The 26,154-nt window shown below is 72.4% G+C and carries 29 protein-coding genes and 1 pseudogene; 23 read left to right on the top strand and 7 right to left on the bottom strand.

Annotation, left to right across the window (positions count from 1 at the left end):
* Nucleotides 1-316: 316 nt before the first annotated feature.
* The 3 genes and pseudogenes from ACZ6R9_RS10365 to ACZ6R9_RS10355 all read left to right on the top strand — a co-directional run.
* Entirely contained in the window at nt 317-1,150 is an 834-nt protein-coding gene (locus ACZ6R9_RS10365) for a sulfurtransferase (protein WP_380488710.1), read from the top strand.
* Nucleotides 1,151-1,189: 39 nt separating this feature from the next.
* Nucleotides 1,190-1,480 carry a DUF1416 domain-containing protein gene (locus ACZ6R9_RS10360; protein WP_035864892.1) on the top strand — a complete coding sequence of 97 codons (291 nt, stop codon included), beginning with the start codon at nt 1,190-1,192 and terminating at the stop codon, nt 1,478-1,480.
* A 62-nt stretch (nt 1,481-1,542) separates the two neighbouring features.
* Nucleotides 1,543-1,794, top strand: a pseudogene (locus ACZ6R9_RS10355) (DUF3099 domain-containing protein); the annotation flags it as partial.
* 178 nt (nt 1,795-1,972) lie between these two features.
* Here ACZ6R9_RS10355 and ACZ6R9_RS10350 read toward each other — a convergent pair.
* Entirely contained in the window at nt 1,973-2,335 is a 363-nt protein-coding gene (locus ACZ6R9_RS10350) for a DsrE family protein (protein ID WP_380488584.1), read from the bottom strand.
* A gap of 254 nt (nt 2,336-2,589) precedes the next feature.
* On the opposite strand from ACZ6R9_RS10350, the gene ACZ6R9_RS10345 reads away from it, so the two are divergent.
* The 3 genes from ACZ6R9_RS10345 (at nt 2,590) to ygfZ (ending at nt 4,673) form a co-directional block, all read left to right on the top strand.
* Complete coding sequence (locus ACZ6R9_RS10345) at nt 2,590-3,174, top strand: heme-binding beta-barrel domain-containing protein (RefSeq protein WP_380488583.1); 585 nt, start codon at nt 2,590-2,592, stop codon at nt 3,172-3,174.
* An 85-nt stretch (nt 3,175-3,259) separates the two neighbouring features.
* On the top strand, nt 3,260-3,706 hold the full coding sequence (locus tag ACZ6R9_RS10340; RefSeq protein WP_380488582.1) for a Fur family transcriptional regulator: 447 nt from the start codon (nt 3,260-3,262) through the stop codon (nt 3,704-3,706).
* Nucleotides 3,707-3,716: 10 nt separating this feature from the next.
* Complete coding sequence (gene ygfZ / locus ACZ6R9_RS10335) at nt 3,717-4,673, top strand: CAF17-like 4Fe-4S cluster assembly/insertion protein YgfZ (protein WP_465537634.1); 957 nt, start codon at nt 3,717-3,719, stop codon at nt 4,671-4,673.
* A gap of 6 nt (nt 4,674-4,679) precedes the next feature.
* Here the strand turns inward: ygfZ and dtd are convergent, their stop codons facing one another.
* Entirely contained in the window at nt 4,680-5,111 is a 432-nt protein-coding gene (gene dtd, locus ACZ6R9_RS10330; protein WP_035872970.1) for a D-aminoacyl-tRNA deacylase, read from the bottom strand.
* Nucleotides 5,112-5,458: 347 nt separating this feature from the next.
* On the opposite strand from dtd, the gene ACZ6R9_RS10325 reads away from it, so the two are divergent.
* The 3 genes from ACZ6R9_RS10325 to ACZ6R9_RS10315 all read left to right on the top strand — a co-directional run bounded on the left by ACZ6R9_RS10325 (nt 5,459) and on the right by ACZ6R9_RS10315 (nt 7,305).
* The gene (locus ACZ6R9_RS10325) at nt 5,459-5,977 is read left to right on the top strand and encodes an RsiG family protein (RefSeq protein ID WP_380488580.1); all 519 of its coding nucleotides are present in this window, start codon (nt 5,459-5,461) and stop codon (nt 5,975-5,977) included.
* Between the two features lie 62 nt (nt 5,978-6,039).
* Nucleotides 6,040-6,990, top strand: a complete 951-nt coding sequence (locus ACZ6R9_RS10320; protein ID WP_380488579.1) for an asparaginase — start codon at nt 6,040-6,042, stop codon at nt 6,988-6,990.
* 96 nt (nt 6,991-7,086) lie between these two features.
* Nucleotides 7,087-7,305: a dodecin gene (locus ACZ6R9_RS10315; RefSeq protein WP_380488578.1), complete on the top strand. Its 219-nt coding sequence runs from the start codon at nt 7,087-7,089 to the stop codon at nt 7,303-7,305.
* 93 nt (nt 7,306-7,398) lie between these two features.
* Here ACZ6R9_RS10315 and ACZ6R9_RS10310 read toward each other — a convergent pair whose 3' ends face one another.
* On the bottom strand, nt 7,399-7,890 hold the full coding sequence (locus ACZ6R9_RS10310) for an inorganic diphosphatase (RefSeq protein WP_100587648.1): 492 nt from the start codon (nt 7,888-7,890) through the stop codon (nt 7,399-7,401).
* Nucleotides 7,891-8,027: 137 nt separating this feature from the next.
* On the opposite strand from ACZ6R9_RS10310, the gene dacB reads away from it, so the two are divergent.
* From dacB to folE, 6 genes are all read left to right on the top strand, one after another.
* Nucleotides 8,028-9,470 (top strand): D-alanyl-D-alanine carboxypeptidase/D-alanyl-D-alanine endopeptidase, encoded by a 1,443-nt coding sequence (gene dacB, locus ACZ6R9_RS10305; RefSeq protein WP_465537630.1) that lies wholly within the window; start codon nt 8,028-8,030, stop codon nt 9,468-9,470.
* A 115-nt stretch (nt 9,471-9,585) separates the two neighbouring features.
* Entirely contained in the window at nt 9,586-10,740 is a 1,155-nt protein-coding gene (locus ACZ6R9_RS10300) for a zinc-dependent metalloprotease (protein WP_465537628.1), read from the top strand.
* Nucleotides 10,741-10,983: 243 nt separating this feature from the next.
* The gene (gene tilS / locus ACZ6R9_RS10295) at nt 10,984-12,129 is read left to right on the top strand and encodes a tRNA lysidine(34) synthetase TilS (protein WP_465537626.1); all 1,146 of its coding nucleotides are present in this window, start codon (nt 10,984-10,986) and stop codon (nt 12,127-12,129) included.
* Between the two features lie 63 nt (nt 12,130-12,192).
* Nucleotides 12,193-12,747: a hypoxanthine phosphoribosyltransferase gene (gene hpt, locus ACZ6R9_RS10290; RefSeq protein ID WP_035864922.1), complete on the top strand. Its 555-nt coding sequence runs from the start codon at nt 12,193-12,195 to the stop codon at nt 12,745-12,747.
* A 221-nt stretch (nt 12,748-12,968) separates the two neighbouring features.
* Nucleotides 12,969-15,011, top strand: a complete 2,043-nt coding sequence (gene ftsH / locus ACZ6R9_RS10285) for an ATP-dependent zinc metalloprotease FtsH (protein WP_465537623.1) — start codon at nt 12,969-12,971, stop codon at nt 15,009-15,011.
* 118 nt (nt 15,012-15,129) lie between these two features.
* Nucleotides 15,130-15,735, top strand: coding sequence for a GTP cyclohydrolase I FolE (gene folE, locus ACZ6R9_RS10280; protein WP_380488571.1), 606 nt, complete (start codon nt 15,130-15,132; stop codon nt 15,733-15,735).
* A 22-nt stretch (nt 15,736-15,757) separates the two neighbouring features.
* Here folE and ACZ6R9_RS10275 read toward each other — a convergent pair whose 3' ends face one another.
* A complete protein-coding gene (locus ACZ6R9_RS10275) occupies nt 15,758-16,942 on the bottom strand; it encodes an alpha/beta hydrolase (RefSeq protein WP_380488570.1) in 1,185 nt (394 codons plus the stop codon).
* A 392-nt stretch (nt 16,943-17,334) separates the two neighbouring features.
* Between ACZ6R9_RS10275 and ACZ6R9_RS10270 the strand changes: the two genes are divergently transcribed.
* The 7 genes from ACZ6R9_RS10270 (at nt 17,335) to ACZ6R9_RS10240 (ending at nt 23,787) form a co-directional block, all read left to right on the top strand.
* Complete coding sequence (locus ACZ6R9_RS10270; protein ID WP_380488568.1) at nt 17,335-19,167, top strand: phosphatidylglycerol lysyltransferase domain-containing protein; 1,833 nt, start codon at nt 17,335-17,337, stop codon at nt 19,165-19,167.
* A gap of 309 nt (nt 19,168-19,476) precedes the next feature.
* Entirely contained in the window at nt 19,477-20,343 is an 867-nt protein-coding gene (gene folP, locus ACZ6R9_RS10265) for a dihydropteroate synthase (RefSeq protein ID WP_465537619.1), read from the top strand.
* A gap of 2 nt (nt 20,344-20,345) precedes the next feature.
* Complete coding sequence (locus tag ACZ6R9_RS10260; RefSeq protein WP_380488565.1) at nt 20,346-20,843, top strand: nuclear transport factor 2 family protein; 498 nt, start codon at nt 20,346-20,348, stop codon at nt 20,841-20,843.
* Between the two features lie 164 nt (nt 20,844-21,007).
* On the top strand, nt 21,008-21,367 hold the full coding sequence (gene folB / locus ACZ6R9_RS10255; protein ID WP_380488585.1) for a dihydroneopterin aldolase: 360 nt from the start codon (nt 21,008-21,010) through the stop codon (nt 21,365-21,367).
* Nucleotides 21,367-22,002, top strand: a complete 636-nt coding sequence (gene folK, locus ACZ6R9_RS10250; protein WP_465537617.1) for a 2-amino-4-hydroxy-6-hydroxymethyldihydropteridine diphosphokinase — start codon at nt 21,367-21,369, stop codon at nt 22,000-22,002. Before folB ends, folK begins: the two co-directional genes overlap by 1 nt.
* A gap of 142 nt (nt 22,003-22,144) precedes the next feature.
* Nucleotides 22,145-22,642, top strand: a complete 498-nt coding sequence (locus ACZ6R9_RS10245; protein ID WP_380488561.1) for a DUF3180 domain-containing protein — start codon at nt 22,145-22,147, stop codon at nt 22,640-22,642.
* Between the two features lie 125 nt (nt 22,643-22,767).
* Nucleotides 22,768-23,787 (top strand): hypothetical protein, encoded by a 1,020-nt coding sequence (locus ACZ6R9_RS10240; protein ID WP_380488560.1) that lies wholly within the window; start codon nt 22,768-22,770, stop codon nt 23,785-23,787.
* Nucleotides 23,788-23,848: 61 nt separating this feature from the next.
* On the opposite strand, the gene ACZ6R9_RS10235 is transcribed toward ACZ6R9_RS10240, so the two are convergent.
* Both ACZ6R9_RS10235 and ACZ6R9_RS10230 read right to left on the bottom strand, forming a co-directional pair.
* The gene (locus tag ACZ6R9_RS10235; RefSeq protein WP_380488558.1) at nt 23,849-24,424 is read right to left on the bottom strand and encodes a TerD family protein; all 576 of its coding nucleotides are present in this window, start codon (nt 24,422-24,424) and stop codon (nt 23,849-23,851) included.
* 115 nt (nt 24,425-24,539) lie between these two features.
* A complete protein-coding gene (locus ACZ6R9_RS10230) occupies nt 24,540-25,031 on the bottom strand; it encodes a hypothetical protein (RefSeq protein WP_465537614.1) in 492 nt (163 codons plus the stop codon).
* A gap of 62 nt (nt 25,032-25,093) precedes the next feature.
* Here ACZ6R9_RS10230 and arfB point away from each other — a divergent pair, with 62 nt between their 5' ends.
* Entirely contained in the window at nt 25,094-25,522 is a 429-nt protein-coding gene (arfB, locus tag ACZ6R9_RS10225; RefSeq protein ID WP_465537612.1) for an alternative ribosome rescue aminoacyl-tRNA hydrolase ArfB, read from the top strand.
* A gap of 7 nt (nt 25,523-25,529) precedes the next feature.
* Here arfB and ACZ6R9_RS10220 read toward each other — a convergent pair whose 3' ends face one another.
* Nucleotides 25,530-26,084, bottom strand: a complete 555-nt coding sequence (locus ACZ6R9_RS10220; RefSeq protein ID WP_380488554.1) for a flavin reductase family protein — start codon at nt 26,082-26,084, stop codon at nt 25,530-25,532.
* Nucleotides 26,085-26,154: the final 70 nt, after the last annotated feature.

Below are 26,154 nucleotides of genomic sequence, written 5' to 3'. Positions count from 1 at the left end.
GTCGTCATGAAGCGACAGGCGGACCTCACAAAGCGGCGGGCGGTAGACCACTGCCGCGTGTCGAGCTGCCTGTGTCGCATGCGCTGACCGGGCGGTCCTGACCCCAGTCACGGCAAGCCCTTCCCCGTCCCGACGCCGCGAACCGGTAGCAGTTGCGCACCGGCGCGTCGGGGACGACGAGCACACCTCACGATCGAATCACCCGGCTCTGCCGCACCTCACGCCGTCCCACCATGCGGACAGGCGTGCGGACAACGCGGCCCGGGAGAACCTCCAGCAGCCTTCCGCCAACCGCCCCCGGATGGAGAAACAGCACATGAGCCGCAGCGACGTCCTGGTCGATGCCGACTGGGTCCAGGCCCACCTGGACGACCCGAAGGTCGTCATCGTCGAGGTGGACGAAGACACCGCCGCCTACGACAAGAACCACATCCGCAACGCGGTCCGGATCGACTGGAAGAAGGACCTGCAGGACCCGGTCCGCCGTGACTTCATCGACCAGGCCGGCTTCGAGGCGCTGCTGTCCGCCAAGGGCATCGCCAACGAGGACACCGTGGTGCTGTACGGCGGCAACAACAACTGGTTCGCCTCCTACGCCTACTGGTACTTCAAGCTGTACGGCCACGGCGACGTCCGCCTGCTGGACGGCGGCCGCAAGAAGTGGGAGCTCGACTCCCGCGAGCTGGTCGTCGAGCAGCCCGAGCGGGCCGCCACCCAGTACACCGCGCAGCCGGCCGACTCCTCGATCCGCGCCTTCCGAGACGAGGTGATCGACGCGATCGGCACCCTGAACCTGGTCGACGTCCGCTCGCCCGACGAGTTCTCCGGCAAGCTGCTCGCCCCGGCGCACCTCCCGCAGGAGCAGTCGCAGCGCCCCGGCCACGTGCCGAGCGCCAAGAACATCCCGTGGGCGAAGAACGCCAACGACGACGGCACCTTCAAGAGCGACGACGAGCTGAAGGCGCTCTACGAGGCCGAGGGCGTCGACCTGGCCACCGACACCATCGCCTACTGCCGGATCGGCGAGCGCTCCGCGCTCACCTGGTTCGTCCTGCACGAGCTGCTCGGCCAGCAGAACGTCAAGAACTACGACGGCTCGTGGACCGAGTACGGCAGCCTGGTCGGCGTGCCGATCGAGCTCGGCAACTGAGTCCCGGCTCGCGCGAAGCAAGGAAGAGGGAGAACAGACATGTGCGGTGCGAAGGCCGGCGGCCCGGACCTGGCAGGAGTTGACGTGGCGAACGAGACGATCATCCAGGGTTCGGTGACCCGCAACGAGGAGCCGGTCAACGGCTACGTGCGGCTGCTGGACGAGAACGGCGAGTTCACCGCCGAGGTGCCCACCTCGGCGACCGGGCAGTTCCGGTTCTTCGCCCGCCCGGGCAAGTGGACCCTGCGGGCCCTGGTGCCCGGCGCCACCGTGGACCGCCAGGTGGTCGCCACCCAGGGCGAGTTCACCGAGGTCGCGATCGCGGTCTGAGGACCGCGGTGAGGGCCCCGGCCGTCTTCTGACGGCCGGGGCCCTCGGCCTACCCTGGAGGGGTGCAGGCACACCGGCGGCATGTGCGCTACTTCGTGATGATGGGCGTCTGCCTGGGGCTGTTCGTCCTCGCCTGGGGCGTGGTGCGTTTCTACTCGGTCGGCGCCGCCATCGGCATGTGCGTGCTCGCCATGGTGATACCGCCACTGGCCGCCGTCCTCGCCAACCGGCGCGACAAGGACGACGACTGGTGGAACGACCCGCGCTGGGACGACCCGCACTGGGAGCAGCGCGGCCACGACCGGGACCGGCCGGACCGCGAACCGCCCGAGGACCTGTGGGCCAATCCGCGCCCGGGCGATCCGGGGCCGGACGACCGGCGCCCGGACGACCCGCGCTGGGACGACCCCCGTTGGGACGATCCGCACTGGGAGCAGCCCGGCCACGACCGCGACCGGCCGGACCGGGAGCCCCCGGAGGGCCGGTAGTGGATCAGTAGACGAGCGCCTGCGCGTCGTCCGCCATCACCTCGGACAGGAACACCTGCGCGCCGGCGATCCGCACGCCCTCGATGACGTCCGCCTGGCCGATGTCCCGGCGCGCCGCGCACTGGGTGCACAGGGTGACGGTGCCGGCGGCGAGGATCACCTCCAGCAGGTCGGGCAGCGGTGCGGCGTGCGGCAGTTCGAACTCGGCGGCCCTGCCGGGCAGCGCGAACCACGAGGACTCGCCGGTGAGCCAGAGCGAGACCGGCACGCCGCTGGCGGCCGCGACCGAGGCGACCGTGAAGGCCTGTGAGCAGCGCTCCGGCGCGTCCGCACCGGCGGTGACCTTGATGACCAGCTTCTTCGACATGCCCCAGAGACTACGGCCGCAGGGGGCGCCCGATAGACTCCCGGGCGTAGTGGAAAGCCCCGTTCCTCCGTCGAACCCGCCCCTGGGAGCACACCGTGTCCGGTCTTGAGATCTTCTTCGAAAGTGTCCTGGTTCTGGTGGCCGTGCTGATCACCTGGTTCGCCATCTTCTCGGTCATGAAGCTCTACCAGGGCCAGCGCTGAGCTCTGCCGTACGGTTGACCAGGTAACCGTCCGACGACAGCAGCCAGGACCATGATCGAGATTCCTTCCGACCTCCACCGGGACGTCGTCCCGCTCGCCTTCCTCCTCGGTACCTGGGAGGGCGCGGGCGTCCACGACTTCCCCGGCAGCGAGAAGTGCAACTTCGGCCAGGAGATCGTCTTCCGCCACGACGGACGACCCTTCCTGGAGTTCCGCTCCCGTACCTGGGTGCTGGACGAGCAGGGCGAGAAGGTCCGCCCGCTGGAGATGGAGCACGCCTTCTGGCGCGTCACCAGCAACCAGCACGGGACCAGCGGCGAGCGCGAGATCGAGGTCTCCTCGGTGCGCGACGACGGCACCGTGGAGATCTGGTACGGCAAGCTGCACGACGGCAAGCCGCAGATCGACCTGGCCACCGACGCCGTCGCCCGGATCGAGGGCGCGGCCCCGTACAGCGGCGGCAAGCGCCTGTTCGGCCTGGTCAAGGACGAGCTGCTGTGGGTCGGCGAGAAGGCCGCCCCCCAGGTGCCGCTGCGGCCGTACATGTCGGCGCAGCTGAAGAAGGTGCTCAACCCGGCGCAGCTGGTCAAGGACGTCAACGACCTCCCGGACGACGGGATCGCGTTCTTCCGCTGAGCGGACGGGCACGGACGAGTGGGGGACCGACCCGGCGGTCGGTCCCTACACTGGTCGGCACGACCTCTCAACGGGCAGGGACACCGTGGCGAACACCGACACCACCGACTGGAAGGCCGACCTGCGCGAGCGCGGCTACCGGTTGACCCCGCAGCGCCAGCTGGTGCTGGAGGCTGTCGACGTACTCGACCACGCCACCCCGGACGAGATCCTGGCGCAGGTCCGCCGCACCGCCAGTGGCGTCAACATCTCCACCGTGTACCGGACGCTGGAGCTCCTGGAAGAGCTCGGTCTGGTCTCGCACGCCCACCTCGGGCACGGCGCGCCCACCTACCACCTGGCGGGTCGGCACACCCACCTGCACCTGGTCTGCCGGGACTGCGACCAGGTCTCCGAGACCGACACCGCGATCGCCGCGCCGCTGATCGAGAGCCTGCGCACCGAGCACGGCTTCGACACCGATCTGAAGCACTTCGCCATCTTCGGCCGCTGCGCGGACTGCACCGCCAAGCTGGAGCACCCGCAGCCGTAAGCTGGCCGGTATGAAGAGCCCGCTGCTTGCGCTGCCCGGCGCCGTCGCCGCCGAAGGTCCCGACGAAGGGGTCGCCGCCCACTACGGCGACCTGTTCCGCGAGCAGCGCGAACTGGCCGCCGGGCGCGGCTTCACCGACCTGTCGCACCGCGGCGTGATCACCGTCACCGGGCCGGACCGGCTGAGCTGGCTGCACCTGTTGCTCACCCAGCACGTCAGCGAACTGCCGCCGGGGCAGGCCACCGAGGCACTGGTGCTGTCCCCGCACGGGCACGTCGAGCACGCGCTGTACCTGGTCGACGACGGTGCCACCACCTGGATCCACGTTGAGCCCGGTACCGCGCCCGCGCTGGTGACGTACCTGGAGTCGATGAAGTTCTGGAACCGGGCCGAAGTCACCGACGCCACCGCCGACTACGCCGTGGTGTTCCTGCCGGCCGGCTCCACCGTCCCCGCCGACCGGGCCGCGGCGGTGCGCGAACTCCCGTGGGGCCGTGACCTGTTCCTGCCGCGCGCCGAACTCGCCGAGGCCGCAGCCGGGTTCGGCCCGGCCGCGGGCGTGTGGGCGTACGAGGCGCTGCGGATCGAGGGGCACCGGCCGCGCCTGGGTTTCGAGACCGATCACCGCACCATCCCGCACGAGGTGGACTGGCTGGGCAGCGCGGTGCACCTGCACAAGGGCTGCTACCGCGGCCAGGAGACGGTCGCCCGGGTGCACAACCTGGGCCGCCCGCCGCGCCGGCTGGTCTTCCTGCACCTGGACGGCACCGAGGAGAAGCTGCCCGGGCACGGGGCCGAGGTCCGCGTCGAGGGCCAGGACCGGCCGGTCGGCTTCGTCACCTCCTCGGCCCGCCACCATGAGCTCGGCCCGGTCGCGCTGGCCCTGGTCAAGCGCAACACCCCGGTCGACGCGGTGCTGCTGGCCGACGGCGTGCCCGGCAGCCAGGACGTGATCGTCCCGGCCTGACCGGTCTCAGACCTCCAGCAGGACGGTGAACGGCCCGTCGTTCACCAGCGACACCTTCATGTCGGCACCGAACCGCCCGGTCTCCACCTTCGCGCCCAAGGCGCGGAGTTCGGCCACCACGGCGTCCACCAGCGGTTCGGCGACCGGGCCGGGGGCGGCGGCGTTCCAGGTGGGGCGGCGGCCCTTGCGGGCGTCTCCGTACAGGGTGAACTGGCTGATCACCAGCAGCGGGGCGCCGAGCTCCGAGCAGGACTGCTCGGGGCTGCCGGGGAACAGCCGCAGCGTCCACAGTTTGCGGGCCAGTTGGGCGGCCTGCGCCGGAGTGTCCTCGTGGGTGGCGCCGACCAGGACGCACAGGCCGGGCCCCTCGATCGCGCCGACCGTCTCGCCGTCCACCGTCACGGCCGCCTCGGCGACCCGCTGCACCACTGCTCGCATGCCGCCCATTGTGCCCGCACGTCCACCCAGGGGGCGCGCACCCTCCGGTTGCACGCCGGGGTCGCATGCGGTGCGCCCCGATCGGTGCAGGTGAACCCATGGCGCGGATTCTTCGTACTAGCCAGGGGTGTTCGCCAGGGGGCCATCCGGGTACTCGGGCGTGCGGCGCCGGGGCCCGGAATGGCACGCTGTCCGACGGCCCGGGGCCATCCGGGCCCCGAGGGGGCGTCCGTCGTCCCGGCGAACCGCGTCACCCGCACGAGTGGCATCGCCCGCCGGGGGGAACCCTGAGTGGCGGGCGGCCGTGCGATCGGCGGGCACAGGTACTACGGCAGGTGGTCGGATTGATGGACGTGAGCGCGCTCGACGGGCTGGCGGGCCTGGCCCTGGAGGAACTGCGGGTGCTGCGCCGGGACGCCCTGGAGCAGGAGGCCGACCTGTCGTACCTGCGCCGCCTGCTGCACGGCCGGATGGACATCCTGCGGGCCGAACTCCAGCGCCGGGAGATCCCGTTGGCCGGCGCCAGCGAGGCGCAGTGCGCGCTGCTCGACCGGCTGCCCGCGATCCTGGCGGACGCCCCGTCCACCACCCGCCGCCCGGCCCGGCACCTGACCCTCGGCCCGCCCCGCGGCGAGCGCTACCGGCTGGAGGCGGACGCCCTGATGGGCGACGTGCAACTGGCCGACCTCGGCGCGCACGCCACCGCCGACCTGCTGGCCGCCGTCGAACGGCTGGCCGAGCACGAGCGCGAGGTGTCCGGCCGCCGCCAGACGCTGCAGCGCACCGCGGACGACTGCGGGGCGGAAATCACCCGCAGGTACCGTGAGGGGGAGGCCCGGGTCGAGGACCTGCTCGGCGGAGGCTGAGCGGTCGGGACGCGACCGGGGCCCACCCACCCTCACCGCACCGCACGTCCTGGAGACCGCCCGTGTCGCAGTCCGTCCTGCCCGCCCTCGCCGAGGTCATACGCTCCGGCTTCACCGAGGGCCGCCATCGCGGTTCGCTGGTCCTGCTCGACGCCGACGGCACCGTCGCGTACACGCTGGGCACCCCCGAGCAGCCGGTCTACCCGCGCTCCACCGCCAAGCCCTTCCAGGCGATGGCGACCCTGCGGGCCGGCCTGGAGCTGCATGGCGAGCAGCTCGCGCTGGCCGCCTCCAGCCACTCCGCGGAGCCCTTCCACCGGGCCGGGGTGCGCCGGATCCTGGCCGACGCCGGCCTCACCGAGGTCGCCCTGCGCACCCCCGCCGAACTGCCGCTGGACGAGGTCGAGGCGGAGGAGCTGCTGCGCTCCGGCGGGGAGCGGGCGCCGATCCTGATGGACTGCTCCGGCAAGCACGCCGGCTGGCTGGCCGCCTGCGCCGCCAACGGCTGGGACCTGGCCTCCTACCTCGACCCCGAGCACCCGATCCAGCGCCTGGCCCGCACCGCGCTGGAGGAGACCGCCGGCGAGCCGGCCGTGCACACCGGCACCGACGGCTGCGGCGCCCCGCTGCTGGCCGTCTCGCTGACCGGCCTGGCCCGCGGCTACCGCGCCCTGGTGATGGCCGAGCCCGGCACCGAGCAGCGCCGGGTGGCCGACGCGATGCGCGCCCACCCCGAGTACGTGGCCGGCACCCGCCGGGCCGACACCTGGCTGATGCGGGCGGTGCCCGGCGCGCTGTCCAAGATGGGCGCGGAGGCCGTCCAGGTGGTCGCACTGGCCGATGGCCGCGCCCTGGCCTTCAAGATCGAGGACGGCGCGGAGCGCGCCCGCGGCCCGGTGCTGGCCGCCGCGTTGCGCCGCCTCGGCCTCCAGGACCCGGTGCTGGAGCGGATCGCGTCCGCTCCGCTGCACGGTGGCGGCGCGGTGGTCGGCGAGGTCCGCGCGGCGTTCTGACGCCCCGTCGGGCGAAGCCGGGATGCCCCTTCCGGCGCCCTGGTGCACGGTGGACGGCGGGGGAGCGCCCGCCACCGCCGCACAGGGAGTACCTGCATGTCCGACCACACCTACCGGGTCACCGAGATCGTCGGCTCCTCGCACGAAGGGGTGGACGCCGCCATCCGCAACGGCATCGCCCGCGCCGACCGCACCCTGCGCAACCTCGACTGGTTCGAGGTGGTGCAGATCCGCGGCCACATCGAGGACGGCGCGATCAAGCACTTCCAGGTCGGCCTGAAGGTCGGGTTCCGGCTCGACGACAACGACGGCTGACCGACCGCCGGGAACGCGTGAGGGGCGGGAGTCCAACACCGGACTCCCGCCCCTCGCGCGGGCACTGCGGGCCGCCCCGAAGGGCGTGGCGGCTCAGTGGCCGCCCTGCTCCTGGAGGCGCTTGATCGAAGCCTCGACCTCGGCCTCGGCCTCGGCCCGGCCGACCCAGTCGGCGCCCTGGACGGACTTGCCGGGCTCCAGGTCCTTGTAGACCTCGAAGAAGTGCTGGATCTCCAGACGGTCGAACTCCGACACGTCCTGGATGTCCTGCAGGTGCGACCAGCGCGGGTCGGTCGCCGGGACGCACAGCAGCTTGTCGTCGCCGCCGGCCTCGTCGGTCATCTGGAACATGCCGATGGCGCGGCACTTGATCAGGCAGCCGGGGAAGGTCGGCTCATCCAGGATGACCAGCGCGTCCAGCGGGTCGCCGTCGTCCGCGAGGGTGCCCTCGACGTAGCCGTAGTCGGCCGGGTAGCGGGTCGAGGTGAAGAGCATGCGGTCCAGACGGAGCCGACCGGTCTCATGGTCGACCTCGTACTTGTTGCGCGAGCCCTTCGGGATCTCGATCAGGACGTCGAACTCCAACGCTTCCTCCAAGGGTGGGGACTGACAGAATCCAAGTGTCTCCTACGGCAGGGAGTGCTCGGGAAAGGGGCCGGTCCGTGAGATCAGGGTCAGGGGTGGGGCGCGGGCGCAGGACGGCGCTCGTCGGGGTCCTGGGGGTGGCACTGGCCGCGGGGGTGCTGACGGTCGCCGACCCGGCGCTGGCCCAGCCCTCGCCGGGCGCCAGCCGTTCGGACGGGCACGGCAAACACGCCGACGACGGGCACCGCCAGGGCGGGGACGGGCCGGGGCGCGGCAAGCAGGACCGACGCGGGAACCGGCAGCGCGCCGTCCCGGTCAAGGGCCCGGTGCTGTCCGCCGGGGACGCCGGCGACAGCCACCCGCCGACCGGCAACGGGCTGCGCGGGGCGCTCGGTGCCACCGTCCAGGACAAGTCGCTGGGCACCCTGAACTTCGCGGTCGCCGACGCCGCCACCGGCGAGTTGTTGTTCGGCGCGCAGGAGAACACCCCGGCCACGCCCGCCTCCACCACCAAGCTGGCCACCGCGGTCGCCGCCCTGGCGCTGCTGCCGGCCGGCCACCGGATCGCCACCACCGTGGTGCAGGGCGCCACCCCCGGCGAGATCACCCTGGTCGGCGGCGGCGACCCCACCCTGACGGCGCTGCCCATCGACCAGATCCGGATCGGAGGCGCCCCGGTGGACGCGGACAGCGCGCCCGCCTCGGTCGCCGAGCTGGCCCGCCGCACCGCCGCCGCGCTGAAGGCGGCCGGCACCACGAGCGTCAAGCTGTCCTACGACACCTCGCTGTACAGCGGCCCGCTGCTGCACAAGGACCACGACGCGATGAACATCGCCGCGGTCACCCCGCTGATGGTCGACGAGGGCCGGATCGACCCGCGCTCGCCCGACGAGGCCCCGGCCCGGGTGTTCGACCCGGCCGGGCAGGCCGCCGAGACCTTCGCGAACCTCCTGAAGGCCGAAGGCGTCACCGTCCAGAACAAGGCCGGCCAGGCCACCGCCCCCGCCGGGGCCAAGGAGCTGGCCCGGGTGGAGTCGCCGGAGATCGGACGGCTGGTGGAGCGGATGCTCACCGCCTCCGACAACCAGCTCGCCGAGGCCATCGCCCGGCAGGCCGCGCTCGCCGCCAAGCAGCCCGCCGGCTTCGAGGGCGCCGCGAGCGCCGTCACCGCCGAGCTCGGCAAGCTCGGGGTGCCGCTGACCGGCGTGCTGATCACCGACGGCAGTGGCCTGGCCAAGGCCAACCTGATCCCGCCGCTCACCCTGGTGAAGCTGCTCGCCGAGGCCGCCTCCCCGCAGCACCCGGAGCTGCGCCCGGTGATCACCGGCCTGCCGGTCGCGGGCTTCACCGGCACCCTGGCCGGCCGGTTCGGCGCCAAGTCCGGGGCCGGCGAGGCGGCCGGCGTCGTGCGTGCCAAGACCGGCACCCTGCAGGGCGTCAACACGCTGGCCGGCACCGTGGTCGACGCCGACGGCCGGGTGCTGGCGTTCGCGCTGATGACCCGCACCGGCGCCGACCCGACCGCGGCCCGCGCCGCGGTCGACCGGATCGTCGCGAAGATCGCCGCCTGCGGTTGCTGACCCGGGCCGGGTGACGCGCCGTCGGCCCGCTGACCCGGCGTCAGCGGGCCGACCGGGGCGGATCGGCCGACCCGGTTGTCTCCCCCGGGCGGGGGCGAGCACGTACCGTGAGGGCATGACGAGCGCGAACAGCGGTGCGGAGATGGTCGACTGGGATCTCGCGGTGGCGACCGCCGTGCGCCTGGCCCGGCCCGGGCCCCGGGTCGGCCGGGAGGAGGCCCGCGCGGTGGTCTCCGAACTGCGCCGGCACGCCGTCGAGGCCGAGCGGCACGTGCGCGAGTTCACCCGGATGGGGCTGGGCGAGGGCACCCCCGGCACCCCGGTGCTGGTGGTCGACCGGCCCGGCTGGGTGCGGGCCAACGTGGCGGGCTTCCGCACCGTGGTCCGCCCGCTGACCGACCGGCTGGCCGCCCGCCGCCAGGAGAGCCCGGGCACCGCTGCGGTCGGTTCGGTGGGCGCCAAGGCCACCGGCGTGGAGGTCGGCGCGGTGCTGGCGTTCCTGTCGGCGAAGGTGCTCGGCCAGTACGAGACCTTCGCTCCGGCCGGGCTGCCCACCGCTCCCGACAGCCCCGAGGGCCTGTTCGACCAGCCGCGCCGGGGCCTGGCGACGCCACCCGGGCGGCTGCTGCTAGTGGCGCCGAACATCGTCCACGTGGAGCGCGAACTCGACGTCGCCCCGCACGACTTCCGGCTCTGGGTGTGCCTGCACGAGGAGACCCACCGCACCCAGTTCACCGCGGTGCCCTGGCTGCGCGACCACATCCAGTCCGAGGTGCAGGAGTTCCTGGCCCAGACCGACGTCGACCCCTCGGCCCTGCTGGACCGGCTGCGCGAGGCGCTCGGCGGCCTGCCGGGCTTCGGCGGCCGCGGCAACGGCTCCACCGCGGGCAGCCTCACCGACCTGGTGCAGACGCCCGCGCAGCGGGAGATCCTGGCCCGGCTGACCGCGGTGATGTCGCTGCTGGAGGGCCACGCCGACGTGGTGATGGACGGCGTAGGCCCGGCCGTGGTGCCCTCGGTGGCGGAGATCCGGGAGAAGTTCCAGCGCCGCCGCGACCGCGGCAGTGGCCGGCTCGACCTGGTGCTGCGCCGGCTGCTCGGCATGGACGCCAAGCTGCGCCAGTACCAGGACGGCGCGGTGTTCGTCCGCGGCGTGGTGGAGCGGGCCGGGATGGACGGCTTCAACCGGGTGTGGACCTCGCCGAACACGCTGCCCACCAAGGACGAGATCCACGACCCGGCGTCCTGGGTGGCCCGGGTGGTCGGCTGAGCCGCCCGCCCGGGACCCTCGGGCGGGCGTCAGGTGCGGCCCGCGGTGGACGGTCAACCGGGCGAGTCGTACACCTGGCGGCAGACGTAACGTTTCTCCATTCACCCGTACGTGGGACCGTGGATCCGCCGTTGGCGCGGGGGGCGTGGGCGGTGGCCGGATTCTGCGACCATCTGTGAGCGCCTGGTGACAGAGAGCTGACAGGCGGCCGACGTAACCCCCCTCCGCCAAGGAGTGCCAACCATGGGCCCACACCCCGCTGTCGCGGCGATACGCCTCGCCGTCCGCCGTACCCTCGCCGAGCTCGCCGCCGAGGCGGGCGTCAGTCCGAGCGAGCCGGTGCGCGCCCCCCGCACCGCGCCGCCGGCGCAGTCCGCCCCGCTGCCGGCTCTGGCCACCACCGCGACGGTGCCCGGCACGCTGATCGGCAATGCCCGCCGCCACCCCTCCGGCCTGCCCCGCACCCCGGCCGCCCCCGGTTCCCCGCTGGTGCTGGTCGCGGTATCCGGCGGCGCCGACTCGATGGCCCTGGCCACCGCCACCGCTTTCGAGGCCCCCAAGCTCGGCCTGCGGGTCGGCGCCGTCACCGTCGATCACGGCCTGCAGGACGGCTCCGCGGAACGCGCCGAACAGGTCGCCGTCCGGCTGCGCGAGCTGGGTCTGGACCCGGTGGAGGCGGTCGCGGTCCATGTCGGCCGCGAGGGCGGCCCGGAGAACGCCGCCCGGGAGGCCCGTTACGCCGCGCTGGACTCCGCCGCCGAACGCCACGGCGCGCTCGCCGTGCTGCTCGGCCACACCCGCGACGACCAGGCCGAGACGGTGCTGCTGGGCCTGGCCCGAGGCTCCGGTGCCCGTTCGCTGGCCGGGATGCCCGCGCAGAAGGGCCGCTACCGCCGCCCGCTGCTGGAGCTCGACCGGGCCGCCACCCGGCAGGCGTGCACCGCGCAGTCCATCCCCGTCTGGGACGACCCGCACAACGCCGACCCGGCCTACACCCGCTCCCGGGTCCGCCACGAGGTGCTGCCGGTGCTGGAGAAGCACCTCGGCGGCGGCGTGGTGGAGGCACTGGCCCGCACCGCCCGGCTGTTCCGCGACGACGCGGACGCACTGGACCAGTGGGCGGCCCTCGCCGAGCAGGACCTGCGCGGCCCCGACGGTGCCCTCGACGTGGGCAAGCTCTCCGAACTGCCCCCCGCGGTGCGCCGCCGGGTACTGCGTCGCGCCGCCCTGCGCGCGGGCTGCCCGGCCGGCGACCTGTTCGCCCGCCACCTGGAAACCGTGGACTCGCTGGTCACCGGCTGGCGCGGCCAGGGCCCCCTGCACCTACCCGGGGGCGTCGAAGCCGTGCGCCGGTGTGGCACGCTGGTGTTTCGGCGGCAGGGCGACTGAGCACGAACCAGTCGTACCGCCGCCGCCGAACCCAGACCCCGAACGTTTGAGGACGTATCCCCGGTGGACCAGAACGACATGGGCGCAGACCTCGCGAAGGTGCTCATCAGCAAGGACGAGATCGACGCCAAGCTGGTGGAGCTGGCCGCGCGGATCGACCAGGACTACGCCGGGAAGGACCTTCTGCTGGTCGGCGTCCTCAAGGGCGCCGTCATGGTGATGGCGGACCTGGCCCGGGCCCTGCACAGTCAGGTGACCATGGACTGGATGGCCGTCTCCTCCTACGGCATGGGTACCAAGTCCTCGGGCGTGGTGCGCATCCTGAAGGACCTGGACACCGACATCGCCGGCCGCGACGTGCTGATCGTCGAGGACATCATCGACTCCGGCCTGACGCTGTCCTGGCTGCTCGGCAACCTCGGTTCGCGCGGCCCGGCCTCGCTGAAGGTGTGCACCCTGCTGCGCAAGCCGGACGCCGCCAAGGTGGAGATCGACGTCGAGTACGTCGGCTTCGACATCCCCAACGAGTTCGTGGTCGGCTACGGCCTGGACTACGCGGAGAAGCTGCGCAACCTGCCGTTCATCGGCACCCTGGCCCCGCACGTCTACGGGGGCTGAACCGATCGGACGACCGGTGGGAACAGTGCCCTGTTCCCACCCGTTGTGCGGGGGTAGGAAAATAGGTCGCACCGTGGTGTGATCCCGTCGTGAGCGGGGCCCGCTGCGGTACGGTCCAATCAACAGCTCGTCTGACGAGCACATATCGGATGCGCCGCGGCCCACGGCCGACCAGCGCCCGTTGAATGGCAGGAGGGACGGGGCGGTGACGCCCCGCATGGATGGACGTCAAGCGATACTTCCGTGCGCCGATCATGTGGGTCGTGCTGGCCGCCCTCGCCGTGTTCGCGTTGATGGAGCTCGTCTCGGACTCGAGCGGCTACAAGACTGCGGACACCGGTCAGATCATCAGCGCGATCGACAGCAACCAGGTGAAGTCGGCGCAGCTCACCACCGGTGACTCGAACCTCATCAAGATCCAGCTCCAGGACAACCAGAAGCTGAAGCCGGGCGCCAACGGCAAGTCGCCGTCCGGCAGCCGCTTCCAGGCCTCCTACACCGGCGACGTTCAGGCCGCCGACCTGGCCAGGAACCTCCAGACCAAGTACGCCGGCGGGCAGATCCCGGACGGCTACACGGTCAGCCCCGAGAAGCAGTCGACCTTCGTCAGCCTGCTGTTCTCGATGCTGCCGATCGTGATCATCGTCGTGGTCTTCCTGTTCCTGATGAACCAGATGCAGGGCGGCGGCTCCCGGGTCATGCAGTTCGGCAAGTCCAAGGCCAAGCTGCTCACCAAGGACACCCCGAAGACCACCTTCGCGGACGTCGCGGGTGCCGACGAGGCCGTCGAGGAGCTCCACGAGATCAAGGAGTTCCTGCAGGAGCCGGCCAAGTTCCAGGCGGTCGGCGCGAAGATCCCCAAGGGCGTGCTGCTGTACGGCCCGCCCGGTACCGGCAAGACCCTGCTGGCGCGCGCCGTCGCGGGCGAGGCGGGTGTCCCGTTCTACTCGATCTCCGGCTCGGACTTCGTCGAGATGTTCGTCGGTGTCGGCGCCAGCCGGGTCCGCGACCTGTTCGAGCAGGCCAAGGCCAACGCCCCGGCGATCATCTTCGTCGACGAGATCGACGCCGTCGGCCGGCACCGCGGTGCGGGTCTCGGCGGCGGTCACGACGAGCGCGAGCAGACCCTCAACCAGCTGCTGGTCGAGATGGACGGCTTCGACGTCAAGGGCGGCGTCATCCTGATCGCCGCCACCAACCGCCCCGACATCCTGGACCCGGCGCTGCTGCGCCCCGGCCGCTTCGACCGGCAGATCGCCGTCGACCGCCCGGACCTCCAGGGCCGGCTGGACATCCTCAAGGTGCACCAGAAGGGCAAGCCGATCGCGCCGGACGTCGACCTGTCGGCCGTCGCCAAGCGCACCCCCGGCTTCACCGGTGCCGACCTGTCGAACGTGCTGAACGAGGCCGCGCTGCTCACCGCCCGCTCGGACCTCAAGCTGATCGACAACAACGTGCTGGACGAGGCGATCGACCGCGTCGTGGCCGGTCCGCAGAAGCGCTCGCGGATCATGTCCGACAAGGAGAAGAAGATCACCGCGTACCACGAGGGCGGTCACGCCCTGGTCGCGGCGGCCTGCAACTACTCCGACCCGGTGCACAAGATCACCATCCTGTCCCGGGGCCGCGCGCTCGGCTACACCATGGTGCTGCCGGACGAGGACAAGTACTCGACCACCCGCAACGAGATGCTCGACCAGCTCGCCTACATGCTGGGCGGCCGGGCGGCGGAGGAACTGGTCTTCCACGACCCGACCACCGGCGCCTCGAACGACATCGAGAAGGCCACCGCCACCGCGCGGGCCATGGTCACCCAGTACGGCATGAGCGAGCGCCTGGGTGCGATCAAGTTCGGCTCCTCCGACTCCGAGCCCTTCCTGGGCCGTGAGATGGCCCACCAGCGCGACTACTCCGAGGAGATCGCCGGGCTGGTGGACGAGGAGGTCAAGAAGCTGATCGAGACCGCGCACAACGAGGCCTGGGAGATCCTGGTCGAGAACCGCGACGTGCTCGACAACCTGGTCCTCGAACTGCTGGAGAAGGAGACGCTGAACAAGGAGCAGATCGCCGAGGTCTTCGCTCCGGTCATCAAGCGTCCCCCGCGCCCGGCGTGGACCGGCTCGGCCCGCCGCACCCCGTCCACCCGGCCGCCGGTGCAGTCGCCGAAGGAGCTGGCGCTGAGCAACGGCGCCGTCTCCGGCAACGACAGCCCGGTCGACACCGTGAAGCTGCCGCCGGCCGACGGCGGCCAGGTCGAGAGCTGACCGACCGAGCACCTGTTCGGAATGGATGCCGCGTTTCCGGGGTTTGTACCCTGGAGGCGCGGCATTCGTGCTGCACGGAAACTGTTTCCCCCTTTGACGAGCAGCGAGGCACGCACGCATGATCGATCCGGTGACGCTCGACGGTGAGTTCCCCGTCGGCGAGTTCGACCAGAAGCGGGCCGAGAACGCGGTTCGCGAACTGCTCATCGCCGTCGGTGAGGACCCGGACCGCGAGGGCCTGCTGGAGACCCCGGCCCGGGTCGCGCGCGCCTACCGGGAGATATTCGCGGGCCTGTGGCAGCAGCCGGAGGACGTGCTCACCACCACCTTCGACCTCGGTCACGACGAGATGGTGCTGGTCAAGGACATCGAGGTGTACTCCACCTGCGAGCACCACCTGGTCCCGTTCCGCGGTGTCGCGCACGTCGGCTACATCCCCGCGGTGAGCGGCAAGATCACCGGCCTGTCCAAGCTGGCCCGGCTGGTCGACGTGTTCGCCCGCCGCCCCCAGGTGCAGGAGCGGCTCACCAGCCAGGTCGCGGACGCGCTGATGCGCATCCTGGAGCCGCGCGGCGCCATCGTGGTGATCGAGTGCGAGCACATGTGCATGTCGATGCGCGGCATCCGCAAGCCCGGCGCCACCACCGTCACCTCGGCGGTGCGCGGGCAGCTGCGCGACTCCGCCACCCGCGCCGAGGCGATGAGCCTCATCATCGGGCGATAACGGACGGCGAGGGGTGCCCCCGTCAGGGCCGCGGTTCGCGGTCCTGCGGGGGTGCGAGGTGGTCGCTGAGCCACTCCAGGGTGGCCGGCAGTTCGCGGCGCCAGGTGTCGAAGGTGTGGCCGCCGTCCGGCAGCAGCAGGGAGTCGATCAGGAACTCCGGGTGGTCGCCGGCCGCCTGTTTCGCGGCGCTGAGGAACTTCTCGGTCGCCGGGTAGTCGTCCTCGGCGTGGGTCGAGACCACCAGCAGGGTCGCGGCCGGGGCGGGCAGGTTCTTCAGCCGCCAGTTCAGGTCGGCCTGCTTGGCCGCCTCCGCGTCGCCGCCGAACAGGTCGCCGTCGGTCCAGCGGTCGTTCGGCACGGTGTAGTCCGGGTGCATCCCGGCCGCGTTCCGGTACACGTCGGGGTGGCGCATCGCCAGCCGCAGCGCGCAGGATCCGCCGGTGGAGTAGCCGAACACGCCCCAGGACTCCGCCGTGCGGCCCACCCGGTAGGCGGAGCGCAGCGCGGCCGGCACGTCCTTGACGAACCAGGTCTCGGTCTTCGGCCCGCCGGCGACGTCCACGCACTCGGTGTCCCGCGGCGGGGCGACGGTGGGGCGGGCCATCACGATCACGGTGGGGGCCATCTGGCCGGTGCGCTGCAGTTCGGCGGCGGTCTGCGGCAGCTGGAGGTTCTCGACCAGGTGCAGCGTCGGGCCGGGGTAGCCGGCCAGCGCGACCAGCACCGGGAAGTGCTGGCGGTTGTAGCGGGGGTTGAAGTACTCGGGTGGCAGATAGACGAACATCTGATCGGACAGGCCGGACTCGGTGCCGGTCAGTTTCACCGAGTCGACCCGGCCGACCTGTTCGGGCGGTCCGGCCGGCAGTACGTCCTTGACCGTCTCCAGCCCGCCGTCGGTGGTCGGCTGCACCAGCTTGTCGGTCTCCGGGGCTGCGCCGGGGGTGCGCCCGGAGTTCAGCGCCAACGGGGCGGCCTTTCCGGGGTTCAGCAGGTCGTCCCAGGAGGTGTAGAAGCCGTACGCGTTGTTCACGGACAGCAGCAGCACCGACAGCGCCGCCGCTTGAGTGACGGTCAACAGGCCCAGTCGCCCCAGTACCGGCAGCGGTCGCTGCCGGGAGAGCCGCGGCCACAGCCAGAGGGTGGCCGCCAGGGCCGCCGCGCCCACCACGATCAGCACGTACATCAGTGTCCGACTGGTCAGCTCCATGCCTTCCGGCCCTCCTCGACTCCCGCTCGGTCAACGTTGTTTGACGGTCCGTCGGGTGCGAGTGGGGGTAGTCTGACCGAGCGTCGGAAACCAGTACGACCGGATGACTGCACGAACGGGAACCGTCGCCCTAGAATGCGGCGTCCACGTGTTGGAATCGCGCCGAACCGCCGTGCCGGCGGCCACAGGTGCGGCATCGGTGGTACCCGCCGCGTCCCCCGGTCCGATGAGTGCAGCCGTTCGAACCGGGCCCCCGGGCGGGACCCTTCATCCGTCCGGTGGCCCCCTCTTGACGTGCGGATTGCCAGAAAAAGGAACAGTCATGAAGGTTCATCACAACCCGGCTCCCGGGGTGCGCGAGCAGCACCCGGGTGCCTCTAGGCTGGGTTCCCATGAGCGCTCCCGTGTCTGCTGAGACCACGTCCGACCAGCCCCGCCGGCGGGGACTGCAGACGCTCCGGTCCCAGGCATCCGCCGTACCGAGGCAATGGCTGCCGGGCGCGGTCGGATACGCCTGTCTGGCGATCGGCCTGATCAACATCACCTCGGCGGTCTTCCCCAGGTTCCGGGCCACCCGGGTGCACACCTGGGCCGGCCAGCTGCCCGGCGGCACCACCACGCTCGCCGCCGCCGGCACCCTGATGGTCGGCATGCTGCTGGTGCTGCTCGCGCACGCGCTGCGCCGCCGCAAGCGGCGCGCCTGGCGCGCCGTGTGCGTGCTGCTGCCGATCGGCGCCGCGCTCCACATGCTGCGCTGGCACCAGTTCGTCCAGGCCGTGATCTCGCTGGCGCTGTTCGTGGTGATGCTGATCCACCAGCGCGAGTTCTACGCCAAGGCCGACCCGCGTACCCGCTGGCGCGCGGTGCTCAACTTCGTCGTGCTCGGCGTCGTCTCGGTGCTGATCGGTCTGGCCATCGTCTCCGTCCGGTGGAAGTACGAGATCGGCGACCCGTCGCTGTACCAGCGGCTGGAGCACGTCGGCTACGGCCTGTTCGGCTTCGAGGGCCCGATCCACTACACCAGCGACCGGATCAGCGACCTGGTCGGCTACTCGCTCGGCGCGCTCGGCCTGGTCACCGCGCTCACCACCGCGTACCTGGCGCTGCGCCCCGAGAAGCCCGAACCCGAGCTCACCCCCGAGGACGAGCTCAAGCTCCGCGACCTGCTCGCCCGGCACGGCAAGCGCGACTCGCTCGGCTACTTCGCGCTGCGCCGCGACAAGAGCGTGCTGTTCTCGCCCACCGGCAAGGCCGCGATCTCCTACCGGGTGGTCTCCGGCGTGATGCTCGCCTCCGGCGACCCGGTCGGCGACGTCGAGGCCTGGCCCGGCGCGATCAAGGTCTTCATGGCCACTGCCCGCGAACACGCCTGGGTGCCCGCCGTCTGCGGCTGCTCCGAGGTCGGCGGCGAGGTCTGGACCCGCGAGGCCGACCTGGACGCGCTCGAACTCGGCGACGAGGCCATCGTCGACACCTCCACCTTCTCGCTCTCCGGCCGCGCCATGCGCAACGTCCGCCAGATGGTCAAGCGGATCGAACGCAACGGCTACTCCTGCAAGGTCCGCCGGGTCGGCGACCTCACCCTGGAGGAGAAGCGGCAGATCGCCGACGCGGCGGCCCGCTGGCGCGGCACCGACACCGAACGCGGCTTCTCCATGGCGCTCGGCCGCTTCGGCGACCCGAGCGACGACGAGTGCGTGGTCGTCACGGCGCACAAGGCCCCCGAGGACGGTTCCGGCGGCGAGGACCTGAAGGCGGTGCTGCACTTCGTCCCGTGGGGTGCGGACGGCATCTCGCTGGAACTGATGCGCCGCGACCGGGAGGCCGACCCCGGCCTCAACGAGCTGCTGATCGTCGCCGCCCTGCAGGAGGTCGGCGCGATGGGCATCCGGCGGGTCTCGCTGAACTTCGCGATGTTCCGCTCGGCGCTGGCCCGCGGCGAGCGGATCGGCGCCGGGCCGGTGCTGCGGGCCTGGCGCGGACTGCTGGTGTTCCTGTCGCGCTGGTTCCAGATCGAGTCGCTGTACAAGTTCAACGCGAAGTTCCAGCCCACCTGGGAGCCCCGCTTCCTGGTCTACAAGCAGACCCGGGACCTGCCGCGGATCGGGTTCGCCGTGATGCAGGCGGAGGCGTTCATCACGCTGGGCATGCCGCGATTCGGGCGCAAGCGCCAGCGGCAGGGGCTCATGCCGGAGGCTCCGGCTCAGCTGGGCCAGGCGGCGTAGGGAGAACAACCAGGGCGCGGGGAGACTCGCGCGAGCGGTTGGGTGCGAAAACAGGGGCGCGGGGAGACTCGCGCGAGCGGTTGGGTGCGAAAACAGGGGCGCGGGGAACTGCGCGACAAGCGCTCCCCACGTCCGCAAGGGCGCGATCACGTGCAGGTCATTGTCCTGCGTCGCGATCTTGCGGGTGGGTGCCTTCCGCCTCGCGCAGTTCCCCGCGCCCCTGGGTTCGCACCCGCTGCCGTTTCCGCGCCCCTGGGTTCGTGCCCGCACAGTTTTCGCGCCCGCCTGCCCGTACCCCGAGCGTCGATAATGGGTCGTATGAGCGAAAACCTCCCTGGCCTGCCCGTCCTTGACCGTTGTGCGGTGATGGGGGTGGTGAACGTCACGCCGGATTCGTTCTCGGACGGGGGGATGTGGCTGGATCCGGCGAAGGCGATCGCGCATGGGCTGGAGCTGGTGGCGCAGGGGGCGGACCTGGTGGATGTGGGTGGGGAGTCGACCCGGCCGGGGGCGTTGCGGGTGACGGAGGCGGAGGAGCTGCGCCGGGTGGTGCCGGTGGTGACCGAGCTGGCCCGGGCGGGGGTGGTGGTCTCGGTGGACACCATGCGGGCGGGTGTGGCGCGGGCCGCGGTGGAGGCGGGCGCGAAGATCGTCAACGACGTGTCCGGAGGACTCGCGGATGCGGAGATGGCCCGGGTGGTCGCCGAGACCGGCGCGCCGTTCGTGGTGATGCACTGGCGCGGGCAGTCGGCGGACATGTACGCGCAGGCGGTGTACGAGGACGTGGTCGCGGACGTGGTGCGGGAGCTGACCGTCCGGGTGGAGGATCTGCTCGCGGCGGGGGTGAAGGAGGATCAGCTGATCCTGGACCCGGGCCTGGGGTTCGCCAAGACGAGTGAGCACAACTGGGCGCTGCTGGGCCGGCTGGACGCGCTGACGGCGCTCGGGCGGCCGGTGCTGGTCGCGGCTTCGCGCAAGCGCTTCCTGGGTACGCTGCTCGCCAACCCGGAAACCGGGGAGCTGCGCCCGGCGCGGCAGCGGGACGACGCCACGGCGGCGGTCTCGGTGCTGTCGGCGAAGGCGGGTGCCTGGGCGGTGCGGGTGCATGACGTGTCCGGCACGGCTGACGCCGTACGAGTCGTCGCGGCCTGGGAGCAGGCGGAGCAGAGGGGGTAGGCGTGGCGGAGGCAGTGAGCGGCAACGATCGGGCGGCGGCGCTGGAACCGGACGAGGAAGCCGTGCTGGCGGCCAATCAGGCGCTGTACGAGGCCCTGGAGAACGGGGACCTGGAGGCCGTCGAGTCGATCTGGCTGGGCCCGGGCGAGGCGGACGACAAGGGCGGGGTGTTCTGTGTGCACCCGGGCTGGCCGGCGCTGGTGGGCCGGGCCCAGGTGACGCGTTCGTACATGCTGATCATGGCGAACACCGAGTACATCCAGTTCTTCCTGACGGATGTGGAGGTGGACGTGCAGGGCGATGTGGCACTGGTCACCTGCACGGAGAACATCCTGTCCGGCGGGGAGCCCGAGGAGGAGGGCGAGCTGGGGCCGCTGGTCGGCGGGAAGGTCGTCTCGACGAACCTGTTCCGGCGTACCGCGGGCGGCTGGAAGCTGTGGTCGCACCACGGTTCGCCGGTGCTGACCAGTGGCGACGACGAGGACGACGAAGAGGAATGAGAGCCGTCCGTCAAGGGCCGCGGTGGCCGGTCCGATCGGGTGGGCGGCCGGGGAGGCGGTCCGGGGCGGTCGGCACTCGAAGGTAGATTCGAGGGGCGGCGGGCGACGGTGCCCGCCGGTCCCCGCTTCGGCGGGGCCGTCAGCTGGGAGCAGTGATTCTTGTGCTGGACCGCGTCACCCTGCGTGGGCTCCGTGCCCGCGGCCACCACGGCGTGTTCGAACGGGAGCGGATCGAGGGCCAGACCTTCGTCGTCGATCTGACGCTGTTCCTGGACACCCGTCCGGCGGCCGAGAGTGACGATCTGACCCGCACCGCGCACTACGGCGTGATCGCGGAGGAGGTCACCGCGATCATCGCGGGCGACCCGGTCGACCTGATCGAGACGCTGGCCCAGCGGATCGCCGACCAGTGCCTGCGGCACGAGGTGGTCGAGGAGGTCGAGGTCGTCGTGCACAAGCCCGATGCCCCGATCACCGTCCCGTTCGACGACGTCACCATCACGATCCGCCGGGGCCGCGCCTGATGGCGCCCGGTGGAGCCCGAGTGGAGGGAACTCTCATGGCCACCACAGACCCGACCGCCACGCCGACCACGTTCGACCTGCAGGGCAAGGTGGACCGCGTGGAGTCCACCCTGCACGAGTCGCGGACCGCCGCGGTCGCGCTCGGCAGCAACCTGGGCAACCGCCTGGAGACCCTGCAGGGCGCGGTCGACGCGCTGGAGGACACTCCCGGCGTGCGGGTGACCGCGGTGTCCGCGGTGTACGAGACGGACGCCGTCGGCGGGCCCGCCGACCAGCCCGCCTACTTCAACGCCGTCGCGGTGCTGCGCACCTCGCTGCCGCCGCGGGACCTGCTGGAGCGGGCCAACGCCGTGGAGGACGCGTTCGGACGGGTACGCACCGTCCGCTGGGGGGCCCGCACCCTGGACGTCGACATCCTCACCTACGAGGGCGTGGTCAGCGACGACCCGCAGCTGACCCTGCCGCACCCGCGGGCCCACGAGCGGGCGTTCGTGCTGGCGCCCTGGCAGGACGCCGACCCGAAGGCCGAGGTGCCCGGGCACGGGCCGGTCGCGGAGCTGCTGGCGGGCCTCGGCGGGGCCGAGGGCCAGGGCGTGCGGCTGCGCTCCGACCTGCAGCTGCGACTGCCGGAGTGAGTGGTCCGGGAACTTCCGGCGGGGTGCGGGCGTAGCTCCCTGCGGGTGCGGCCCGGCCGGTACGGTGGGCTGGTCGCCGTGACCCGCCGGACCCCCGGGCCGTGAAGGCCGGGTCGAACCACTGGGAAGGAAGCCCGTCCGCGTGAAGCCGCTCCGTCTCCGCCTGCTGCTCGGCATCGTCGCCATCACGGGGCTGCTGTCCTGGGGCGGCGCCCGGCTGTGGGACTCGCTGGGCACGCTGCCCGGGGTGCCCGCGTACGCGCCGTTCGTGCTGGCGGCGATCGCCATGGTGCTGCTGGCCGTGGCGATCTCGCTGCGGTCCCGGCTGAAGGCGATCCGGGAGCGGCAGCCGGACGCGAAGCGGGTCGATCCGCTGCACGCGGCGCGGGCGCTGGTGCTGGGCCAGGCCAGCGCGCTGGTGTCGGCGGTGGTGACCGGGGTGTACGCGGGCGTCGGGGTGTTCCTGCTCGGCTCGCTGGAAGTCCCCGCCCGGCGGGCGCAGGCCGGGACGGCGCTGTTCTCGGTGCTGGCCGGTGCGGCGGTGATCGCGGTGGCGCTGTGGCTGCAGCACATCTGCAAGCTCCCCGAGGACCACGACGACCCGGACCACCCGCGCGGCACGGCCGCGTCCTCGCGCTGAACTTCGCGCCGGATCCGGTCGCGCTGCGTGGTGGGACGTACGCGTCCCGTGTTTCTGTCGGCGTGTCAAGGGCGGAATGGGGGCCGAGGCTGACAGCGCCTCGACTCGCACGCTAGTTTCTAGCCATGTCTCGCGGACGCCACCGTCATTCCTCCGTTCTGAGCCGGTCGCTGCCACCGGTCGCCTCCGGTGTGCTCGTGGTCGCGGCGGTGGCCGCGCTGGTGGCCAGTCCGGATCAGATCGTGGCCCGTTCGGTCGGGGTCGCCGCGGTGGTCGCGGTGGTCGGCCTGGCGCTGGTGCTGCGGCAGCGCGACCGGGCCGCCCGGGCCGCCGCCGAGGTGGCCATGGTGCGCCGGCTGCGCGCCGAGGAGAGCTACGAGGAGCAGATCGCCGAGGCCGAGTACGCGGCCGAGGTCGCCGAGGAGCGGGCCACCCGCTTCGGGCGGCGGCTGACCGCGGAGAAGTCCCGGCTGGCGAAGGCGGAGACCGAGATCGCCCGGCTGCTGCGCGAGCGTGCCGTGCTGGTCGCCGAGCAGGCGCTGAAGGAGGCCGAGGCGGCCCGCCGGGCGCTGGAGGCGACCCGTCCCAAGCACCCGGCCACCCCGGCCGCGTTCGTCCGCGCGCAGGCCGCGCTGCGGCACCTGGAGCGGCAGGCGGCGGCGGCCGAGGCGCGTCGCGTGGTCGACGAGCGGGCCCAGGTCGAGTTGCGGCCGCGGATGCCGGAGCCGGTGCCGGCCACCGGTTCGGCGGCGCTGCGCCCGGTCGGCCCGGCGCTGCCCGCGGCGCGCCCGCAGGACGGCGAGCAGACGGCCCCGGTGGCCCCGCAGCGGCCGCGGGCGGCGGCGTTCAGCTTCTTCGGCCGGCCGGGCACCGCCCGGGCCGCGCTGCGGGCGGCCGCGCCGGCCCCGGCGGTCGGTGACCTGGCGGACGTGGTGGGCGACGAGGCGGTGGCCGACAGCGAGCGCTACGCGGTGCTGGACGCCGCTCCGGTGGACGCCGGGCAGCCCGCGCACCGCGCGGTGGAGCAGTCGCCGAGCCATCAGCACGCGGAGTCCGACACCGAGCCCGGCGAGGTGGTCGATCTGACCGCGCACGACGAGACCGAGGTGCTGGACCTGCCGGAGCTGCGGGCCGGCCGCTCCTGAGGACGCGAGAGGGCCCCCGCTCCGGACGGAGCGGGGGCCCTTTTCACGTGCTGCGGGGAGCTCAGACGTTGACGCCGAAGTCCTGGGCGATGCCGGCCAGGCCGGAGGCGTAGCCCTGGCCGATGGCGCGGAACTTCCACTCGGCGCCGTTGCGGTAGAGCTCGCCGAAGACCATGGCGGTCTCGGTGGCGGCGTCCTCCGACAGGTCGTAGCGGGCGATCTCGGCGCCGCCGGCCTGGTTGAGCACCCGGATGTAGGCGTTGCGGACCTGGCCGAAGCTCTGGCCGCGGTTGTTGCCGTCGTAGATCGACACCGGGAAGGCGATCCGGGTGACGTCGGCGGGCAGCGCGGCCAGGTTGACGTTGATGGCCTCGTCGTCGCCGGCGCCCTCGCCGGTGCGGTTGTCGCCGGTGTGGACGACGGTGCTGTCCGGGGTGCTGGTGTTGTTGAAGAAGACGAAGTGGCGGTCGGAGTAGACCCGGCCCTCGCCGTTCAGCACGATCGCGCTGGCATCCAGGTCGAACTCGGTGCCGGTGGTGGTGCGCACGTCCCAGCCGAGGCCGACGGTGACCGCGGTCAGGCCGGGGGCCTCCTTGGTCAGCGAGACGTTGCCACCCTTGGAGAGGCTCACGGGCATGGTCTGTGGTGTCCCTTCGGTCGGTTTTGCCCTGAGAACGCGGGATGAGCGGCCATTGGTTCCGCTGCTTGGTGGACGGACGGATTTCTCCCCCGATCGGCCGCCCGACGTTGGCTCAGATTCTCGGGTACCGGCCCTGCACGGTCCAGGTGTTCGGATTGTCGGCCAGGTCCTCGTGCAGCTCGGTCAGGTCGGCCAGCACGTCCTGCAGGAAGTCCCGGGACTCCCGGCGCAGTTCGGCGTGCCGGACCACCAGCGGCTCGTCCTCGGGGCGCCAGGTGGCGGTGATCTCCACCCAGCCGAACCGGCGGGCGAAGCGCAGCAGTTCGGTGTTCTGGGTGAAGTCCAGGTCCTCGGTGCGCACCCGGGCCTCCCGGCTGCCGCGCGGGTCCTCGTCCAGGCGCTCGACGATGTCGCACAGCGCCCAGGCGAAGTCCAGCACCGGCACCCAGCCCCAGCGGGTTTCCACGCCGGCGCCGTCGTCGGTCTCCAGGTAGACGTCCCCGGCGAACAGGTCGTGCCGCAGCGCGCGGACGGGCGCGGTGCGGTAGTCGGTCTGCGGGGGGTCGGGGAAGCGGTTGGACAGGGAGTAGCCGAGCTCGATCACGCCCGCCATTGTGCCGGGTTAACCAGGTGACGGCCGCCGGGCCCGGGCGGGATGATGGCGGCATGACTGAGCCCGTGCGCGTACGGGGTTCGGTGGTCGTCCCCGACGCCGAGCTCGTCTGGCGCTTCTCCCGTTCCTCCGGCCCCGGCGGCCAGCACGTCAACACCTCGGACAGCAAGGTCGAGCTGCGCTGGGACTTGGCGGCCTCCGAGGCGCTGCCGCCGGTGTGGAAGGACCGCGCCCTGGAGCGGCTGGCCTCCCGGCTGGTCGACGGGGTGCTGGTGGTGCGCGCCTCCGAGCACCGCTCGCAGTGGCGCAACCGCGAGGTCGCGGCCGCCCGGCTGGCCTCGCTGCTCGGTGAGGCCACCGCGCCGCCGCCGAAGGCCCGGCGGGCCACCAAGCCGAGCCGGGGCATGGTGGAGCGGCGGCTGGAGAACAAGCGGCACCGGGCCACGCTGAAGCAGGGGCGCGGCCGGATCAAGCCGGAGTGACGGCCGGTCAGCCCAGGTGGCGGTAGCCGGCCCGGAAGTACACCAGTGGTTTCGCGGCCGGGGCGGGCACCCGCGCGGCCAGCACGCGGCCGAGCACCAGGGTGTGGTCGCCGGCCGGGATGCGCCGCTCGGTGCGGCACTCGACGGTGGCGAGCGCGCCGTCGATCAGCGGGGCGCCGGAGTGCGGGCCGCGCTGCCAGGCGGCGTCGGCGAACAGCAGGCGGTCGCTGAGCCGGCCCTTCATGGCGAACCGGGAGGCCAGCGTGCGGTGCTCCTCGCCGAGCAGCGACACCGCCCAGGTCTCGGCCCGGGTGAGCAGGTCGTCCATCCGGGAGTCCTCGCGCACCGAGATCAGCACCAGCGGCGGCTCCAGCGACACCGACAGGAACGAGGTGGCGGTCATGCCGGCGTCCTCGTCCTCCTCGGGGTCGTGCACGGTCACCAGCGAGACGCCGGCCGCCAGTTGGCCGAGGGCGGCGCGGAACTCCTCGGGAGTGGCGCCGGCCTCCGCGACCGGGGCGGGAGCGGAGGGGGAGGTGGGGGACTGCGGGGAGCTGTACACGTACCGCACGGTAGTCGCCGGGCGCGCGTGCCGGTATCGGGCCCTGGTCGTAGGCCGGGTCGGTCGCTGG

Source organism: Kitasatospora sp. NPDC048662 (genome assembly GCF_055587065.1).
The sequence above is the reverse complement of the archived record's forward strand: the minus strand, read 5'-3'. Positions and strand labels throughout refer to the sequence as shown.